This window comes from Calyptranema fuscum S582 (assembly GCF_055793305.1).
In genome coordinates, this window is the sequence record NZ_JBSLYH010000014.1 from 92,648 (window position 1) to 108,574 (window position 15,927).

The following is a 15,927-nucleotide window of genomic DNA, read 5'->3' on the forward strand; positions in this document are numbered from 1 at the left end:
CCTGCGATTGGATACGGTTAGGTATAGCTGGATACTCAATTCAGCAAAAGTAGGAAATGTTATGAACCGCTGCAATAGATTGATTCGAAGTACAGTACTGGGGATGGCGATCGCAGCGTCAACCCTTCTTCCTACGGATCCAGCTCGCGCTCAAGATTCAGCCTATGTTCCGTCCCTGTCGTCTGATTGCCTTGCGTTTGGAGATTGGTCTGTATTTCAAAATCGGTATAGCAGTGTTCCCGTGGGTCGGCGATTTCGTCCACCTTTATTTTATGCCTATCCCGATAGCCATCCCCGCTTGATTTGCCGCTATCGTCCCAATACATCCGGCACATTGCGATTAGCCTTTGGTATGCAAGATACCACTATTCCCGGCGATCGCCTTGCTACAGTTGGTTTATATATTAATGGCATTGAACAATCAAACTATGTAATTGCCAGTGGCGAAGTCAATACCCTCAGCCTCAACTTAGAAGACATTCACATGATTGAAATTGAAGCCTCTTGTTTGCCACAATTATCTCATCGTTGTGATCTGGTTTACTTCTTTGATGCGTCTCTGGCACGTTAAGTTTCAGTCCCAAACCCCGTTAAATCACAGGCGATCGCTTTTCAATGCAAGCGATCGCTTTTTTTTAATCCGGCGATCGCATTGGGGTGATTCAGGCATTGATCAAGATCACAGAATAGCTTGATATAAGGCACGAACAATAGTCTGCAAGGTATACCCACGGGTTTGTAGGTATAGGAAGGAAACGCATCACACCATTCAGAGGTAACACCAATGACACCCAACACCTTGTTTCAGTCTAGAGTGCCCCTTCCTTTAGTCCCTACCGTTGAAGGCGGTATCAACCAACGACCACAGAAACCTCAGCGTTCGAACCTATTTGCCAAGTGGGAAATCGAAAATGGAAAATTGGTCTGCCGCTGGTTGGTGGAATCGTAATTTGGTAGTGATATTCATGTAATGATTTTTGGTGGCGCGGGCGACACCCGCGCCACCAAAAATCATTACTTCTGGATAGATTACAGTATTGGGTGAGAGTCGCGCGGAGCGCGACTCTCACCCAATACTTTTACGTTACGTCATTGAGACTTGCTATAGTATGCAGCAATGTCTTTATGAATATTGGTTGGGCACAGGCAAAGCTTGATTCAGCACCCAATTGCCGATATCGCGTAGCTTATAATCCAACGGGTCATGCAACGTAAAGGTGCGTAAGTCGCGCCAATAGCGATCGCATCCATACTTATTTGCTGTCGCTTGTGCGCCCATAACTTCAAACATCCGATTGGTTAGATCTAACCCCACTTTAGTGGCGATCGCTTTCGCAGCATATACCGTAATTGCTACTTCACCCCGTTCTTCGTGGGTCAACGACCACTGCTTTTGCCACGCGACCTGAACCTGTTGGGCAGCTTGATCGGCTAATGCGATCGCCGCTTGCAACTGTGCCCATAATTCACCATAGTGCCGCAGAATATAGGAATCATCTGACGCTCGACTTACCCCCGATGTCATCCAGGGACGAGATAGAGTGGTGGTATAAGTTTTTGCCGCAGCTAAAGCGCCTTCGGCAATGCCTAAATACACATGGGTTTTTGCGAGCTGATTGACAACAAACAAGAAAGTAGCAAATGCACTTTCCGGAAACAGTGAAGGACCCAATATATCATCGGGATTAACTAAAACATTATCAAAGGTAAAACTACCGCTGGCTGTACGGCGTTGCCCCATATTATCCCAATCATTATTGTAAAAAATGCCATCCCGGTCGTTGGGTAATACAAAGAAGAATGGAAAATCAACCCCTTCTTGTACCGCAGAAAATACTCGAAGATCCGCTGCAATCACCCCCGTGCCAAACGATTTCACTCCGTTGACCCGATAGCAATCACCATCTGGCTCAATCTTGAGGCGAGTATCGCGCGTATTTACCGCATTGCCCCAAAACAAATGCCGTTCAGCCGTTGCCCGGAGATAACGTTCGGCTTGAGCAGGGCTACCTGCGACCAAACCTAAGATCGATAAAATCAATTGGTTGGCATAGAGTTGCCCCGTTGATCCATCTGCCTTGGCTAACATTTGAATCACCTTGAAGCCATCTTGCCAGGTGGCTCCGACTCCACCATATTCACGAGGTATTACCAGAGGCAATAACCCATGTTCTCGTAGTTTTTGAACTTCTAAATTAGGAGCACCACCCCGCCGATCTCGTTCGATAGCACTGCTTGCTAATTCTTGTGAAAGTGCAGCCGCGATCGCCAGATAATCACGCTTTGATCCAGTGCGTTCCAATACTTGCGTCATCAGATTTTCCCCTATCAGTAATGTTGTTGAATGGGGGGGCTAATCAATCTATGAATCAATCTTTCCTATCCATTCCCTAAATCTGTTCAGCGTTGCTGATTTGGAGGATGATTTAAACGTGAAACCTTTGATTTCACGTTCAAATCATCCTGCTATTAAGCAATGCAATTGGTTTTACAAATTTTGGTGGATTGATATGACCCATGCAAGAAATCGCAGCATGAGTCCGAACTGTCAACGCATTTTTATAGATACAACCTGAATTTTACGGTTCCGCAATCTGACCAGATTTTTAGAAATTTTATTTGTTCACCAAACCAACAACCTCTCGACGGTCGGTGGGCATTGGGGTTCTGTTAGGCAGCCGTTACTATAGCGATCTTAAATCAGTTGTGAGAGCGCCTGCCCTGCGGGCAGGCGCTCTCACAACTGATCATGTTCACGAATCAAATAGGATCGCTATATCTGTTGGCATTATCCTGGCTGTTTGAGGGTTCGCTCTTTGCATCCCAGTAAAACAAAAACAAAACAATAGTCAGCAAAGATAACAGAATACTGTTGACACATTCACAGATTACGGCTACTACAAAGTTTTCACCTTGTCCAGCTAATCCTAGTGGTAGATATAAAATAAAAGACACTAGAGACATAGCTACGATTAACCCAATAAAGGTCAAAATCATTGTACCTAAGATGTTCCATCTTTTCCCTCGGGTCAATTGCACACTGAGATTTCTGGCACTTGCTCCATCTACTCCTTCCAACACAACAATCGCATCAATTAGTGCAAAACGTAATGCCAGAATCACGCCCGGAATAATTAAAGCAATCACCCCTGCAAATATGATCAATCCAGTACCGATACGAGTTCCTAGTAATTTAAAACTCCTTCGTGCTGCATGAGCCATAGATTCACTATAAGTTGGACGCAGCCCTTTTTTCAGTTGAGAAGCAGCATAAAGTATTGCACCCGTATAAAGTGGACCAAATGCCAACTCAATAACATTAGATACCCTATATTCTTGAACCAAGATACGAAGCTCATCTCCTCCAGTTGTATCTGGAAAAACATATAAGCGTAAATACACTAGCAAAATTGATCCAGGTAGCCAGACTGTCAGCACAATCAAGCTAAATAACGACAAGTTCTTAGTGAACAACCCAATAGCTTCGCGGATTTTTTGAATCATAGAAATAGAGATGCTAATAAACTAATTCTCATTTTGTTTTCTAAAGCATAGAATCTTAAAATCTAATAGACAATCTCTAGGATACTGTCCTTAATCTAGATCGCGCAGCATAACATTCCGGTTGAGCGGTTGTCAGCAACCTTTGCATCCACACCGGAGATTTTCGGCAGTTTGCACCGACCGGATTGTTTTGCGGCGGCTTACTTACCAAGCTGCTGTTTTCAAACCATCTACTTCTTGAAAATGAGCATCTTGTGTTGCCAGAATCAGATCATGCTGTAGTGCAAGGGCAGCAATCCAGACATCATTCTCAGGCAATGGGAGACCTTTGAGCCTCAAGTTATTCTTAACGTTGCCATATTGCCGAGCCGTTTCAGCGTCACATACCAAGATTGTGCTGCCAATAACTAATTCATCAAATTTTGCCAAGTTTACTTCAACTCGTCCTGACTTTCTAGCTCCGTAGCACAGCTCGCCAATCACACAACTTGGAATGAAAACTTCAATGGCTTGAGCAAGATTGTCTTTAACGATCGCTTCATCTGCAAAAAGGGCAATAACAATGTTGGTATCGAGCAAAACCTACCACTCATTGGCATCTATCTGTTCACAATCCTGCTCAATTGTTTCACGCATCAACTGAAGGTCATCAGAAGGAATTGAACCAGCAAAACGCAACAATTGCTGCCCTGGTGTACCTCGAACTTCCGCTTTTACTAGCGAGCGAGCGAATTCAAGCACCTGCTTTTGCAAGGGTTGAGGCATGACCTTTAATTGTTCAACAACCTCGTCGATGATAGGAATACTCATATTGCCCTCCTTGTTACAATCCTACACCGCTTACTTAGAGAGCAGTAGAAGAGCAGCCTTTCATGCTGACCGAGGGTTACAGAGATTGCCTTCGCCGGAGACTCCAGTCGCATAATGTCGAAGTTGTACGGCAGCAGACAGCACTGAACACACAGATAGCCTCTGTACCGTCCGCACCAACGCAGTTAGGGGGCTGACTGTAACAGTCTTACAAAGCCCTCCTGCTCAAAATGTCGATCAGTAGTCAATGCCTCTGTCATCCCACGGTGACGCATCAACATAAAACTGACTGCGTCACACAACGAATAAGTTTTGTCTTGCCGTTCCATCAACAGTTTCACGGCTTCTCGATGCAGTTGCTCATCTACCCAAACTGTTTCGATATCTGGATTATCAAGCAAATCCATCACAAATGCCAGCACCACAGGACGAGGAAAACGACGTATTAATGCCAAAGCAATCAACTCAGCTAAAACATAACTATGAGTCAAAAACTTCTGGTTGGTGCTGTTGAGAAATTGAACCGCTTCTTGATGCTGTGGCTCATTTTGGTGAATGTAACACAGTAATCCTGACGTATCTAAAAGCACAAGCCAATCTTATCCTTCGTACTCATTTGCATAGGCTCTCGCAAGATCAGCATCAATGCTTTCATTATCTATACCCGTTGCATAGCCAAGACTAATTGCCCCAGCATGGTTTCTAAATCTTCGTCGGATTTCTTCTTGTTGCTCTACTGAGTGCAAAGCTTTGCTGCCCCCACTGCTTTGATCACTGACTACAGCAACAATCCACTCTGCGATAGGCAGACCGACAGCATTAGCCTGCTGCTGTAAATCTGCATAAACCTCATCACTTAGTTCCAGAGTTAGCTGCTGGCTCATATGTATCCAAGGGGTTGATGAATCTACGAAAATTATAGCCTTTACCCTACAGACGGCTCAAATGTCTCGGAGCTAGAAGGCTAAGGAGATATGCTCGATGTACTGTCTCCACCAGAAGCCAAAGCCATCTAACGTTTGCAATCACCCACCACAAATAACCTCAAACCAATAACCTCTCGACGGTCAATGTGCATTGGGGTTATGGGGAGACGGGAACAATTCTGAACCAGGTAAAACAACATTCACTTTTCTATTTTGACATCGATTGTGTCATAGTTCCTGAGAGCCAAGTCTAGAGGATAATCACCAGTTTCTAGTCGTGCCTTTACCTCTATCTCACCATCAATAGATACGCTTGCATCTGGCTTCCTATATTTAACTTCTGCACACTCAAAATGGACAACAGATTCTAACAGTGAAAGAATATATTCTTTTAACTTCTTCAGATCAAAGTCCTCAATTATAATTGCGTGACCACTTTTCAACTCAATTTCAATTTGATCGTATGTCCCCTTGAATTTTGTCCCAGGGTAATCAGAAATTTCCTTCCCGGTTAGTTGAGTGTAGCGCTTGGCTAGCTGGCTGCCGCTATAAAGGGTTCCTATTGCCTTTGCTCTGAACTCGATAGACTGAATATCATCGATGTCGATGATATGAGTATTGTTGAAATTGATAAACTTGCCCATGTTATTTCACTACAGACTAACAGCAAATCCTTTCCAGAATATCTAAGCACATCAACATTAAATACCGACCACACCTTTAGAAAATGAACCGTTAGCAGAAGCTGTATAACGGTGAAGTTGTACGACCACAGATAGCTTTTGATACCTGTCAACAACTCCCATGCCATCCGCACCAGCGCATTGTTGGGCTGCTAGGAATTCACAGCACCATAACTTGTACGAGTTAGTTGAAAAAAGTTGAAATAGCAGTTAACTTCGTTCTCGAATGCGATATAATGATAAGATCTTCTTATGCTCGAAGGTGGTGAGATCATTTATGGCTCACGATATAACAGTAGAAATATTGCTGACTGGTGAAGGTATGTCACCAGGCAAAATTCGATCTAGGGAGATTGCGGAAGTCATCGAATCTGTTGAAGATATGATAGCCTCTATGGTGGTTCGTGACCACCCAGAGTTAAAGAAAGAGACTATAGTAATTGGCTTAAAGAATATTCGACAAGGAAGTATTGGCTTAGAGTTTTCTCCAAATTTGGCGGAGTTAACTCTGCCTGCTACACGTCGTATAACAAAATCAATTGCCGAGAATGATTTTGGCATACTACCAAGTGGTGTTATCAATTCTCTGAGAAAACTATCTGCTTTTACACGACGCTACCAATGTAATGCTGAGTTCTTTACCCAAAATGGCAGATTGGAGTCATTAGCTGTTCTTACTCCTGAAACTCAGATACCTGATATTTATCCATTGTCAGGGGAGACAACCATACATGGAGAAATAACTCGTGTGGGTGGGGCAGAACCTAAAATTCAATTTAAGACTTTGGACGGTCAAATCATTTACTGTAGTACAAGTAAGGCAATAGCTAAGAAAGCAGGTGCTAAGCTTTACACAAAGGTAGAGTTGCGTGGTCTTGCAGAATGGAATTCTGAAACGTTTGAAATTGAAAACTTTCACGTAATCGACATTTCTGATTATGAGCAAACTTCACCATCAGAAGCTTTTGAAGAATTAACTAACTTAATTGGAGATTCATTTGACAATATAAAAGATGTGGATCGTTTTGTCTCCGAAATGCGCTATGGACTGTCGGAGGCATAAATGGATCTAGTTTGTTTTGATACACAAATAATTATTTGGGGTGTTAAAAGGCAAGCAACTCCTGGACAGGAAGACAACATAGATAAAGCTAAATATTTAATCAGCACTTGTGAAAAAGATGGAATTGATATTATGGTTCCGTCAGTGGTTGTTGCAGAAATTCTATGTGCTTTAGAGCCAGGTTTGCATAGCGCTTTCAGTGAACTGATGCATCGCCGATTTATCGTTCCACCTTTTGATACACAAGCTGCTCTTCATTTTGCAGAGATGTGGAGAAACAAAAAGCAGCTTAAAGATGAGAGTGGAATATCAAGAGCAGAAATGAAAGCTGATTTCATGATTACTGCTACAGCGATAGCAAGAGGTGCAAAGTGCATCTATAGCGAGGATGTAGGGCTTAAGAAGTTTGCCCAAGACTACATTGATGTCAGACCGCTACCCAGCATTGAAAGACAGATGTCTATAGAGGATGCGCTTTGAATTGCTTTTAAACTATATGTTGTGATTGTTCTTCAGTTACGAGAAATTGAACTCTCACAAAAAAGATAAAAGTACCGTTCTCACAGACAACCCAAGCAACTTAACTATTAATAGACTGAAAGTTTCCACCTAAGATCCCGGTGTGGGTAGATAGGCAGAATGATTCGGCATAACACCCCAAGATTGGCGATTAGGTAGAATCTTTCTGCATAATACGCTGCTAAAGGCGGATAGGCAGATTTTTCCGCTTATTTTCTTTGCTAGGGGTGAATAAATATACTATTAAACACACCCTACACTACTCCTTCACACTGGCTAAGTCATGCGTTAGACGCTTCCAGGTTTTTCAAACTATCTGGAAGAGGCGATCGCGTTCCCTGGGTATACCTTTTTTGTTTGATTTCTTGTTCTAACCGTCTGACTCGGTTTTTAGAACTGGGATGGGTAGATAGAAAAGCAACATCAACCTGGGGCATTTTGCTCAATTCTGCAAAAAAGTCAGTGGCACCCGTTGTATGTCCGTAGGTTTGTTGCAGCAACGATAGCCCAAAATCGTCGGCTTGATATTCCTGCTTTTGTGAAAATTGAGAGTTGCTAATAGCAGAAACACCCGACACGGCAATTGATTGCAGTCCACCTAGATCACCCACAAAACTGGCAAAAAGCAATCGCATTGCAAAGCTTCGTCCCAAGCGTCGCAGATGGTCACGATGGGCAAAGTGCCCCAGTTCATGCCCTAAGACCATCATCAATTCATTTTCAGAATGCATCTGCTCTAGCAACCCTCTAAAAACAATGATGCGATCGCCCGGTATTGCTGCCGCATTAATTGTCTCATCGGGAATGTAGAGGATTTGATAATTTCGCGGGTTAGGGTCATCGGGTAGATGAGTTTCTAACCGATCTAACAGTTGATTGAGGGTATCTTGTGCCGCCGATGGTTGGGCAAGGAGTTCATACTGTGGCACAATCACAGCCCCCAGTTGTTGCTCCACGGAGTAAGGTAGCAGGGTGATCACTTCTTCGGCAAACCAGCCCACCAGCCAAAACAACAGAACGATTAATCCTGCAAAGAATGCTCCCAGTAATAAAATCTGGCGATTTGTGGGTGGTGGCGAGCGATCGCTATAGCTGGCAGTTCCGGGTGGCAATTCAATCGGCATAAAATAAGGAAGCAGTGAGGACTGCCTTCATTATTGCCTGTTTATTTCGTCAACTTCATCCGTGATCCGTCGGGTACATCATTACCAGCATTCATTTCTAAACTCCTACCCTTTTACTCTATGTTCAAGTTAGTCCGACGACGGTTTAGAACCCAGGTTTTAATCGTTTTAGCGATCGCATTTTTCACGTTAGTTTTGCTTAAGCTAAATCTTCCAGCGATCGCACAATCAGTTCCCAACATCACCACACCACAAAGCGAGATTCGAGGCGTTTGGTTAACCAATGTAGATAGCGATGTATTGTTCAATCGTGCCACCTTAAGGCGATCGCTACGGCAATTGGCGCAGTTCCATTTCAATACCCTTTATCCGACTGTATGGAATTGGGGTTACACCCTATACCCCAGCGAGACGGCACGACAGGCAACTGGCTATTTAGTTGACCCCAGACCCACTGGTCTTCAGGGTAGAGATGTCTTACGAGAATTGGTACGTCAGGGACATCGACGCGGATTAACAGTAATTCCCTGGTTTGAGTTTGGCTTTATGACCGATGCCACAACCGAACTGGCAAGTCTGCATCCTGACTGGCTAACCCAACGGCAAGATGGATCGCAACTCTGGCAGGATGGCATCTATCAACGCTATTGGATGAACCCATTTAAGCCAGAGGTACAACAGTTTATCTTAAATTTAATTTTGGAGATCGTCACTCGCTACGACATTGACGGAATTCAGTTTGACGATCATTTTGGTTTACCTCGCGAATTTGGTTACGATCCCTATACCGTTCAACTCTACCGCCAGGAACACAACGGACAGGCTCCACCCATCAACACCCAAGATGCTGAATGGGTGAGTTGGCGAGCGAACAAAATTACGTTATTTATGACGCAAGTCTTTCAAGCGGTCAAAGCACAAAAGCACAACGTCATCATGTCGTTATCGCCCAATAACTACGCATTTTCTCTCAATTCATATTTGCAAGACTGGCGTACCTGGGAACGCAGAGGGTTGATCGAAGAATTGATCTTGCAGGTCTATAGTAGCGATCGCCAACAATTCATTGCAGAACTCGATCGCCCCGAAGTCCAGGAAGCCCGTCGCCATATTCCTACAGGGGTCGGTATTTTAACCGGGTTAAAAGATCGCACCGTACCCATTCGACAGGTACAAGATCAGGTGCAAACCGTTCGCGAAAAACGATTTCCGGGTGTTTCCTTCTTTTTCTACGAAACCCTATGGAATTTAACCAGTGAACAACCCGGCGATCGCCAGGCCGTCTTTCGATCGCTATTTCCAGGGGTTGCCTCTCGCCCAAATTTACTGAGCGGTTGGTCGCCCCCTACCTAAACTGAAGGACAATTGTGTAATTGCCACAGGTAAAAGGTTGTTTTGCTGGCGATCGCCCCAACTCAGTTCGAGAAAATCTAAAATCAGGACAACCAGATAACAAACTGGCTCAAATTTATATCTGAGGATAGACGCAGAGTTTACAGTGAAATCACTGAAAGCTCCTGAGTTAATTGCTGACAGTAGTTCCTCTGGCGAAAGCTAGAGGACTTTTTTTGCCAATGATTCGGCATACAGTGATCCCTATTTGATTCGTGAAAATCATCCGTTGTGCAAGCGCCCGCCCGAAGGGCGGGCGCTTGCACAACGGATTCAGGATCGCCATACAAATAAAGGGATCCCCCTGTCGAGGCACCCCTTTATTCGATCATTCAGTAGACGATTCTGGGTTTTGCGGGTCACAGTTGCGCTGCAATCCACAATCATTCCCGTCAAGAGCCTTTCCGCAGGATTAATGTTTTGTGCCCAAACGGTACAAAACATCAACCTGCTTCATCACGGTTCGGATCAGTTCTTAGTACAAACCAAGCCAGGACAGTAAACCTTGCCCTGTCAAATATTCAATTCCTAAAGTAATGACAAAACCGATCATGGCAGCACGACCGTTCAAACGTTCAGCATAGTTATTGAAGCCAAATTTTGGCTCGTCCAATTTGGGGGTAGCAGTCGGATTAGGTTGAGTCATGGCTGTGTTTACAAAACTTTACTGTTCTTCTCTACTATATCGAGATCCGCCCAGTTCAACAACATCAGGATGTGTTTTACCCCGCATCGTGAAAGAGAGCAGTTGTAAAGTATAAATTGCCCATGACCCTATAATTTGTCCTAAACCTATGCAAATCGAATGGCAGGTTGCTAAGCCTTACGAAGACATTCTGTATCACAAAGCCGACGGCATCGCCAAAATCACAATCAATCGTCCCCACAAGCGCAATGCCTTTCGTCCCAAAACCGTATTTGAACTGTACGATGCCTTTTGTAATGCCCGAGAAGATCCTCGCATTGGTGTCGTCTTATTTACCGGAGCGGGACCCCATAGCGATGGTAAATATGCTTTTTGTTCCGGAGGCGACCAGAGCGTCCGAGGTCATGCAGGCTATATCGACGAGGAAGGAGTCCCCCGGTTAAATGTCTTGGATCTACAGCGACTGATCCGATCAATGCCCAAGGTAATTATTGCTCTGGTGGCAGGCTATGCGATCGGTGGCGGTCATGTCTTGCATCTGCTTTGCGATCTCACCATTGCCGCAGACAATGCCATCTTTGGGCAGACGGGTCCCAAGGTCGGCAGTTTTGATGGAGGATTTGGTGCCAGCTATATGGCACGCATCGTCGGACAAAAGAAAGCCCGAGAAATCTGGTATCTCTGCCGTCAATACACCGCCGAACAAGCGCTAGACATGGGCTTGGTCAATTGCGTAGTCCCCGTCGAACAACTGGAAGCAGAGGGCATCCAATGGGCACAAGAAATTTTAGACAAAAGCCCGATCGCCATCCGTTGCCTGAAAGCTGCCTTGAATGCTGATTGTGATGGACAGGCAGGCTTACAGGAGTTGGCAGGCAATGCCACCATGCTTTATTACATGACCGAAGAAGGAGCCGAAGGCAAGCAGGCATTTTTAGAAAAACGTAAGCCTGACTTTCGCCAGTATCCCTGGCTACCTTAATACCCCTATCTCAGGGTGTGTGACTGCTCTATTGGGGGTACAAACACACCCTTTCACATTCCAATAACGCTCAATATAAAAGAGCGATCGCACCTTGAGGAAGTACCGGAGCGAAGAGAAGAAGCCTGTTAGCAGAATGGCAGTAAGGCGATGTAACCAGCGAATCAGCATAGCGGTCGGAGTGGAATGGTTAACCTGAGTGCTGAAACTCTAAAAGCCACATCTGACAGTGCTGTAGAACTGAGCAGATATTTGTATGACTTCTAGTAGATTTAAGAAGTGGCAGATAATCAATAGTCTACGGTTTGGTAGTATTTCGCAAAGCTCTATTCAGCTTCATCAAAATTAATATGGAAATTTATAAACAAGCCTTGATTTTAGCCAACTCCTGCTTGTCTTAGGAGGAGAATCACAATTTATAATTGTTTGCAAGCAGTTCTTTAGAAGAGATTCAATATGCCAGGAGAAACGCTCAAGCTTTTCTTCTCTTATTCTCACAAAGATGAAGCACTACGAGATGAATTGGGCAATCACTTAAAAATCCTTGAGTATCAAGGATTAATTTCAAGTTGGCACGATCGTAAGATTTTAGCGGGAGATTTGTGGGATCACGAAATCAACATTAATTTAGAAACAGCTGATATTATCCTGCTGTTAATTAGCTCGGATTTTATTGCTTCCAGTTATTGCTGGAACATTGAGATTAAACGAGCAATGGAATTACATGAGATGGGAAAAGCTTGTGTAATTCCCGTGATTTTGAGAAGTACTGACTGGACAAATGCCCCTTTTAGTAAGTTACAAGCTGTCCCAAAGAATGCTCAACCTGTGACAAGTCTACCTGATAGAGATGCTGCCTTTAAATTTGTAACTCAACAGATCCGTAAAGTAGCTGAGGATTTGATTGAGAAGCGTAGCCGAAAACAATTACAACCAAAAGACGAGACTGAAACCAAGATTCTTCCCAAATGTTTTCCGGAAGACAACTTGGAGGATCAGCCTCCCTTAGACGAACATCCGGAAAAGGAATGTCAAAAAGAATTTGAACAACCAAAACAACTTGAAATCAATAGCTTTATTTCAGCAAGAACATTGGATTACACTCAGCTAACAAAACTATTGAAAGCGCAGCAGTGGAGAGAAGCAGATTGTGAAACTTATTTGATGATGCTTCAAATAATTAATCGGGGGGAGGAGGGTTGGCTTAGGAAGAAAGATACTAAGAACTTACCCTGCCCTTTTATTTGTGAGGTTGACCAACTCTGGAGAGAACATAGTAGTAATAGATTTGGATTTAGCATCCAGCAGGAGATTTGGTATAACTCTAGCAATCAGTCCAGAAGATTATTAGATGTTTATAAGTTTGGTATTTACGTAGGTTGGCGGAATAGTAAAAGCTGGTTAGATTATAATCACTTTACTTTTAGCTTAGATGCCACGTTGGGTCATCTTCCATCTTATGGTTATGGCAAACAGTCATGGAATTGCTGGAAAGATAGTTTCAGTTGTTTTTTTCCTCATGTGTGTGCCTGTTTATACAAAAAAGATTTCACCTGAGAAATTTACTCACACATAGAATCCGCAATGCTGCAATTATTCACCCTACATAGTTAAATCTTTGTTGAGAAAATTGAGAAATTTCCTGCAATCAAGTATTTTTACTTTAATTGCTCTTAAATCTTACGAAGTATTAGAAATTACAAAAGTCATTATTAAGAGCTTACTTTACTACTTAACTCTAGAAGAAAAAGTAGACAGTTATATTGAGCCACTAGAAGCAAGCTTTACAACTTAGCATTTATGAAGACTTCACCAGTTTTTTCTAGATATACGGTTTTAGTAGGAATAGTTATACTGGGTAACATCTGTAGCCTAATTAATCAGCAAGTAGTGGTGGCGGCACCACGACAAGTCTCAATGAAATCTAATCAATTTCTGACTGCTGATGTGGTGAAAGTTAATCGAAGCGATCTGACCTATCAAAACGTGAAACTTGTAACAGCAGCATCAAGTCTGCCAGGAAGTTCGGAAACTCTGGAAGAGAGAGTTGATATTGCAGTATCTTCGTTAATACTTATATTGATAATAAAAATAGTTGTATTTGCAGGAATTGGCTTTTGGGTCGTAGTTCGAGTAGTTTTCTGGTTGGGTGGAGTAATTTACATCAAGGAAAACCAAGTAGGAATTGTTTTCAAGAGAAGTAATTCTAGTTTTTTGGCATTGCTTCTCAAGCAATTGTTCACTGTCCTATTAGGAGCAAGAAATTTCACTAGAACAAGGTTTCAAAGATTACCACCACTCAACAGTCTAAGACCTAATTCCCCTCAAGTACCTGATTTTCCTCGTCAAATTATTGTTCCTGATGGAGAAGCGGGGTATCAGGCTGACACTTTGCTCCCAGGTCGATACTGGGGATATTACCGCTCTATGTATGCTGTTCAGATTGAGCCAGTCATCAAAATTTCGGATAAAAAAATTGCTTTGATTAAAGCTGAAGATGGTTTTCCTATGCCACTAGGACAAATACTAGGTAAGGTCGTTAATTGCAACAACTTTCAAGATGCACGTAAGTTTTTGGAAGAAGGTGGACAGAAAGGAAGACAATTGGGCATTCTAACGGCCGGAACTTACCGAATTCACACTAAGTTGTTTACAGTAATTACTGCTGCTAATGCAACAACGCATGGAATAGATCCCAAAGACTTGCAAGTTTATGAGATAGAACAAGACAAAATTGGAATCGTCGAGACGGCAGATGGTCAACCTATTACAGAAGGTGAGATTGCTGGTCGAACCATTCAAGAACATGAGAAATTTCAGGATGGACAAAAGTTCGTTGATCGAGGTGGAAACAGAGGATTGCAAGAAGAAATTCTGCCGTCAGGCTCATGGTATCTGAATCCTTGGTTCGTTAAAGTTAAACAAGTTCCCCTGACTAACATTCTGCCTGGAACAGTAGGGGTTGTAATTTCCCATGTAGGTAAGCAAGCTAAGGAAGATGGTGGTAATGAACCTGTTGAAGTTGGGGGCAAAGGCGTATGGAAGGAACCGCTGAATCCTGGTAAGCATCCAATTAACACAAGGGTAATGAGCGTAGAAATTGTTCCAACACATGAAATTACATTAGATTGGTCGAACAGGCCAAAATCTCCTACAAACTATGATGCTCAGCTTCATGCTTTGAAGCTTCGTTCTAAAGATGGGTTTCTTTTTGACATAGAGGTGACACAAGTAATTAGCATAGCTAGGAATGATGCTCCCAAGATGATTTCTCGTGTTGGTTCCCCATTGGCAAGCTTGATAGAACTAACACCTGGCAATAGTTCTGACTCAAACTCTATGAAATTTAGTTCTATCAAAAATCTTGTAACTAGAGTGTTAGAGCCGATGGTTAGTAGCTACTTTCGAAATTCTGCTCAAGATTACGAAGCATTGGATTTCCTCGAAAGACGCAGCGAACGGCAGAGAGAAGCGGGAGACCATATAAAATCAGCATTGAAGGAGTACGGCGTTCAAGCAGTTGCTACATTTATCAATGAAATTGACTTACCTGAAGAATTAGAAAAGGCACTCACTGGACGCAAAATTGCTGAGGAGCAGAGGAAGACTTATCAAATACAAAAATCAACAGAAGAGGAACGTCAAAAACTCCTCTATAGTAAAGGGTTGGCAGAGAGTCAGCAAAATTTAGTTAGAGCCGAAGAAAACGTAAAGATTGCTGAACTTGAAGCTAGAGCACATTTGGAGAAAGCAAGAGTTGAAGCAGAATCATATCGACTCGTAGAACAAGAAAAGATAAACATTCTTCATAGAGAAGCACAAGTTCTTGATCCTCAAAGATATACGGTATTGAAAATGGTAGAAGCAATAGGTAAGCACAACATTCGTCTGATACCAGATGTCGTCTTTGACGGTGGTGATAGTCATGATTCTGGTCTCGTGGGTTGGTTAATAGAAAAAGTATTTCAAAATCAGGCACTTCAAAATTACTCTGTTAAACCAACTGGTAAGTTTCCACCATCAGGAATAAGTAAATCTCAATCAGTTCAGTCTGTTGAGCCAGAAGGAGCATCCTCGGAAGTTAAATCTTCATTCTCCCCAAGTTACACTACCTGTTCTGAATGTGAAACAAGTAATCAAACAGAAAATAAATTTTGCGTTGAATATGGTGCTTCATTAACTAGTGCATGTTTATCTGATGACTCAGCAAGCCTAGAAAATGGGCTTTAATAACTCAAGTCTTTCTCTAACCTCTTTCTCAATTCTGCACAGGTAGTA

Annotated in this window: 17 protein-coding genes; 8 read left to right on the forward strand and 9 right to left on the reverse strand. The window is 43.0% G+C overall.

The annotated features are described in order from the left end of the window. The first annotated feature begins 61 nt into the window (after window positions 1-61). Together ACR6Z4_RS11775 and ACR6Z4_RS11780 are read left to right on the forward strand one after the other, a co-directional pair. Window positions 62-571, forward strand: a complete 510-nt coding sequence (locus ACR6Z4_RS11775) for a hypothetical protein (RefSeq protein ID WP_479717462.1) — start codon at window positions 62-64, stop codon at window positions 569-571. 213 nt (window positions 572-784) lie between these two features. Next, entirely contained in the window at window positions 785-949 is a 165-nt protein-coding gene (locus ACR6Z4_RS11780; protein ID WP_479717463.1) for a hypothetical protein, read from the forward strand. Window positions 950-1,123: 174 nt separating this feature from the next. On the opposite strand, the gene ACR6Z4_RS11785 is transcribed toward ACR6Z4_RS11780, so the two are convergent. The 7 genes from ACR6Z4_RS11785 to ACR6Z4_RS11815 all read right to left on the reverse strand — a co-directional run bounded on the left by ACR6Z4_RS11785 (window position 1,124) and on the right by ACR6Z4_RS11815 (window position 5,884). Further along, a complete protein-coding gene (locus tag ACR6Z4_RS11785; RefSeq protein WP_479717464.1) occupies window positions 1,124-2,314 on the reverse strand; it encodes an acyl-CoA dehydrogenase family protein in 1,191 nt (396 codons plus the stop codon). Window positions 2,315-2,760: 446 nt separating this feature from the next. Then, entirely contained in the window at window positions 2,761-3,504 is a 744-nt protein-coding gene (locus ACR6Z4_RS11790) for a DUF7847 domain-containing protein (RefSeq protein ID WP_479717465.1), read from the reverse strand. 204 nt (window positions 3,505-3,708) lie between these two features. Further along, window positions 3,709-4,083: a PIN domain-containing protein gene (locus ACR6Z4_RS11795; protein ID WP_479717466.1), complete on the reverse strand. Its 375-nt coding sequence runs from the start codon at window positions 4,081-4,083 to the stop codon at window positions 3,709-3,711. Between the two features lie 3 nt (window positions 4,084-4,086). Continuing rightward, a complete protein-coding gene (locus ACR6Z4_RS11800) occupies window positions 4,087-4,314 on the reverse strand; it encodes a hypothetical protein (protein WP_479717467.1) in 228 nt (75 codons plus the stop codon). A 185-nt stretch (window positions 4,315-4,499) separates the two neighbouring features. Further along, window positions 4,500-4,904 carry a type II toxin-antitoxin system VapC family toxin gene (locus ACR6Z4_RS11805; RefSeq protein WP_479717468.1) on the reverse strand — a complete coding sequence of 135 codons (405 nt, stop codon included), beginning with the start codon at window positions 4,902-4,904 and terminating at the stop codon, window positions 4,500-4,502. 9 nt (window positions 4,905-4,913) lie between these two features. Further along, complete coding sequence (locus tag ACR6Z4_RS11810) at window positions 4,914-5,198, reverse strand: hypothetical protein (protein WP_479717469.1); 285 nt, start codon at window positions 5,196-5,198, stop codon at window positions 4,914-4,916. 242 nt (window positions 5,199-5,440) lie between these two features. Continuing rightward, window positions 5,441-5,884 (reverse strand): hypothetical protein, encoded by a 444-nt coding sequence (locus tag ACR6Z4_RS11815; protein WP_479717470.1) that lies wholly within the window; start codon window positions 5,882-5,884, stop codon window positions 5,441-5,443. 316 nt (window positions 5,885-6,200) lie between these two features. Between ACR6Z4_RS11815 and ACR6Z4_RS11820 the strand changes: the two genes are divergently transcribed. Beyond that, entirely contained in the window at window positions 6,201-6,986 is a 786-nt protein-coding gene (locus ACR6Z4_RS11820) for a hypothetical protein (RefSeq protein ID WP_479717471.1), read from the forward strand. Then, the gene (locus tag ACR6Z4_RS11825) at window positions 6,987-7,466 is read left to right on the forward strand and encodes a type II toxin-antitoxin system VapC family toxin (protein ID WP_479717472.1); all 480 of its coding nucleotides are present in this window, start codon (window positions 6,987-6,989) and stop codon (window positions 7,464-7,466) included. 320 nt (window positions 7,467-7,786) lie between these two features. Here the strand turns inward: ACR6Z4_RS11825 and ACR6Z4_RS11830 are convergent, their stop codons facing one another. Continuing rightward, window positions 7,787-8,629 carry a M48 family metallopeptidase gene (locus ACR6Z4_RS11830; protein WP_479717473.1) on the reverse strand — a complete coding sequence of 281 codons (843 nt, stop codon included), beginning with the start codon at window positions 8,627-8,629 and terminating at the stop codon, window positions 7,787-7,789. Between the two features lie 120 nt (window positions 8,630-8,749). Between ACR6Z4_RS11830 and ACR6Z4_RS11835 the strand changes: the two genes are divergently transcribed. After that, window positions 8,750-9,982 carry a glycoside hydrolase family 10-like protein gene (locus tag ACR6Z4_RS11835; protein WP_479717474.1) on the forward strand — a complete coding sequence of 411 codons (1,233 nt, stop codon included), beginning with the start codon at window positions 8,750-8,752 and terminating at the stop codon, window positions 9,980-9,982. A gap of 514 nt (window positions 9,983-10,496) precedes the next feature. Here ACR6Z4_RS11835 and ACR6Z4_RS11840 read toward each other — a convergent pair. Next, window positions 10,497-10,667, reverse strand: coding sequence for a hypothetical protein (locus tag ACR6Z4_RS11840; protein WP_479717475.1), 171 nt, complete (start codon window positions 10,665-10,667; stop codon window positions 10,497-10,499). Window positions 10,668-10,815: 148 nt separating this feature from the next. On the opposite strand from ACR6Z4_RS11840, the gene menB reads away from it, so the two are divergent. The 3 genes from menB (at window position 10,816) to ACR6Z4_RS11855 (ending at window position 15,879) form a co-directional block, all read left to right on the forward strand. Beyond that, on the forward strand, window positions 10,816-11,649 hold the full coding sequence (gene menB / locus ACR6Z4_RS11845) for a 1,4-dihydroxy-2-naphthoyl-CoA synthase (protein ID WP_479717476.1): 834 nt from the start codon (window positions 10,816-10,818) through the stop codon (window positions 11,647-11,649). A gap of 456 nt (window positions 11,650-12,105) precedes the next feature. Beyond that, on the forward strand, window positions 12,106-13,206 hold the full coding sequence (locus tag ACR6Z4_RS11850) for a GUN4 domain-containing protein (protein WP_479717477.1): 1,101 nt from the start codon (window positions 12,106-12,108) through the stop codon (window positions 13,204-13,206). Between the two features lie 243 nt (window positions 13,207-13,449). Beyond that, on the forward strand, window positions 13,450-15,879 hold the full coding sequence (locus ACR6Z4_RS11855) for an SPFH domain-containing protein (protein WP_479717478.1): 2,430 nt from the start codon (window positions 13,450-13,452) through the stop codon (window positions 15,877-15,879). The last annotated feature ends 48 nt before the right edge of the window (window positions 15,880-15,927 follow it).

Bases quoted from the DNA above. Each gene is read 5' to 3' on its own strand.
- ACR6Z4_RS11855 (WP_479717478.1), top strand. From the start codon at position 13,450: ATGAAGACTTCACCAGTTTTTTCTAGATATACGGTTTTAGTAGGAATA.
- ACR6Z4_RS11820 (WP_479717471.1), top strand. From the start codon at position 6,201: ATGGCTCACGATATAACAGTAGAAATATTGCTGACTGGTGAAGGTATG.
- ACR6Z4_RS11810 (WP_479717469.1), bottom strand. From the start codon at position 5,198: ATGAGCCAGCAGCTAACTCTGGAACTAAGTGATGAGGTTTATGCAGAT.
- ACR6Z4_RS11850 (WP_479717477.1), top strand. From the start codon at position 12,106: ATGCCAGGAGAAACGCTCAAGCTTTTCTTCTCTTATTCTCACAAAGAT.
- ACR6Z4_RS11830 (WP_479717473.1), bottom strand. From the start codon at position 8,629: ATGCCGATTGAATTGCCACCCGGAACTGCCAGCTATAGCGATCGCTCG.
- menB (WP_479717476.1), top strand. From the start codon at position 10,816: ATGCAAATCGAATGGCAGGTTGCTAAGCCTTACGAAGACATTCTGTAT.
- ACR6Z4_RS11790 (WP_479717465.1), bottom strand. From the start codon at position 3,504: ATGATTCAAAAAATCCGCGAAGCTATTGGGTTGTTCACTAAGAACTTG.
- ACR6Z4_RS11835 (WP_479717474.1), top strand. From the start codon at position 8,750: ATGTTCAAGTTAGTCCGACGACGGTTTAGAACCCAGGTTTTAATCGTT.
- ACR6Z4_RS11815 (WP_479717470.1), bottom strand. From the start codon at position 5,884: ATGGGCAAGTTTATCAATTTCAACAATACTCATATCATCGACATCGAT.
- ACR6Z4_RS11775 (WP_479717462.1), top strand. From the start codon at position 62: ATGAACCGCTGCAATAGATTGATTCGAAGTACAGTACTGGGGATGGCG.
- ACR6Z4_RS11800 (WP_479717467.1), bottom strand. From the start codon at position 4,314: ATGAGTATTCCTATCATCGACGAGGTTGTTGAACAATTAAAGGTCATG.
- ACR6Z4_RS11785 (WP_479717464.1), bottom strand. From the start codon at position 2,314: ATGACGCAAGTATTGGAACGCACTGGATCAAAGCGTGATTATCTGGCG.
- ACR6Z4_RS11780 (WP_479717463.1), top strand. From the start codon at position 785: ATGACACCCAACACCTTGTTTCAGTCTAGAGTGCCCCTTCCTTTAGTC.
- ACR6Z4_RS11825 (WP_479717472.1), top strand. From the start codon at position 6,987: ATGGATCTAGTTTGTTTTGATACACAAATAATTATTTGGGGTGTTAAA.
- ACR6Z4_RS11840 (WP_479717475.1), bottom strand. From the start codon at position 10,667: ATGACTCAACCTAATCCGACTGCTACCCCCAAATTGGACGAGCCAAAA.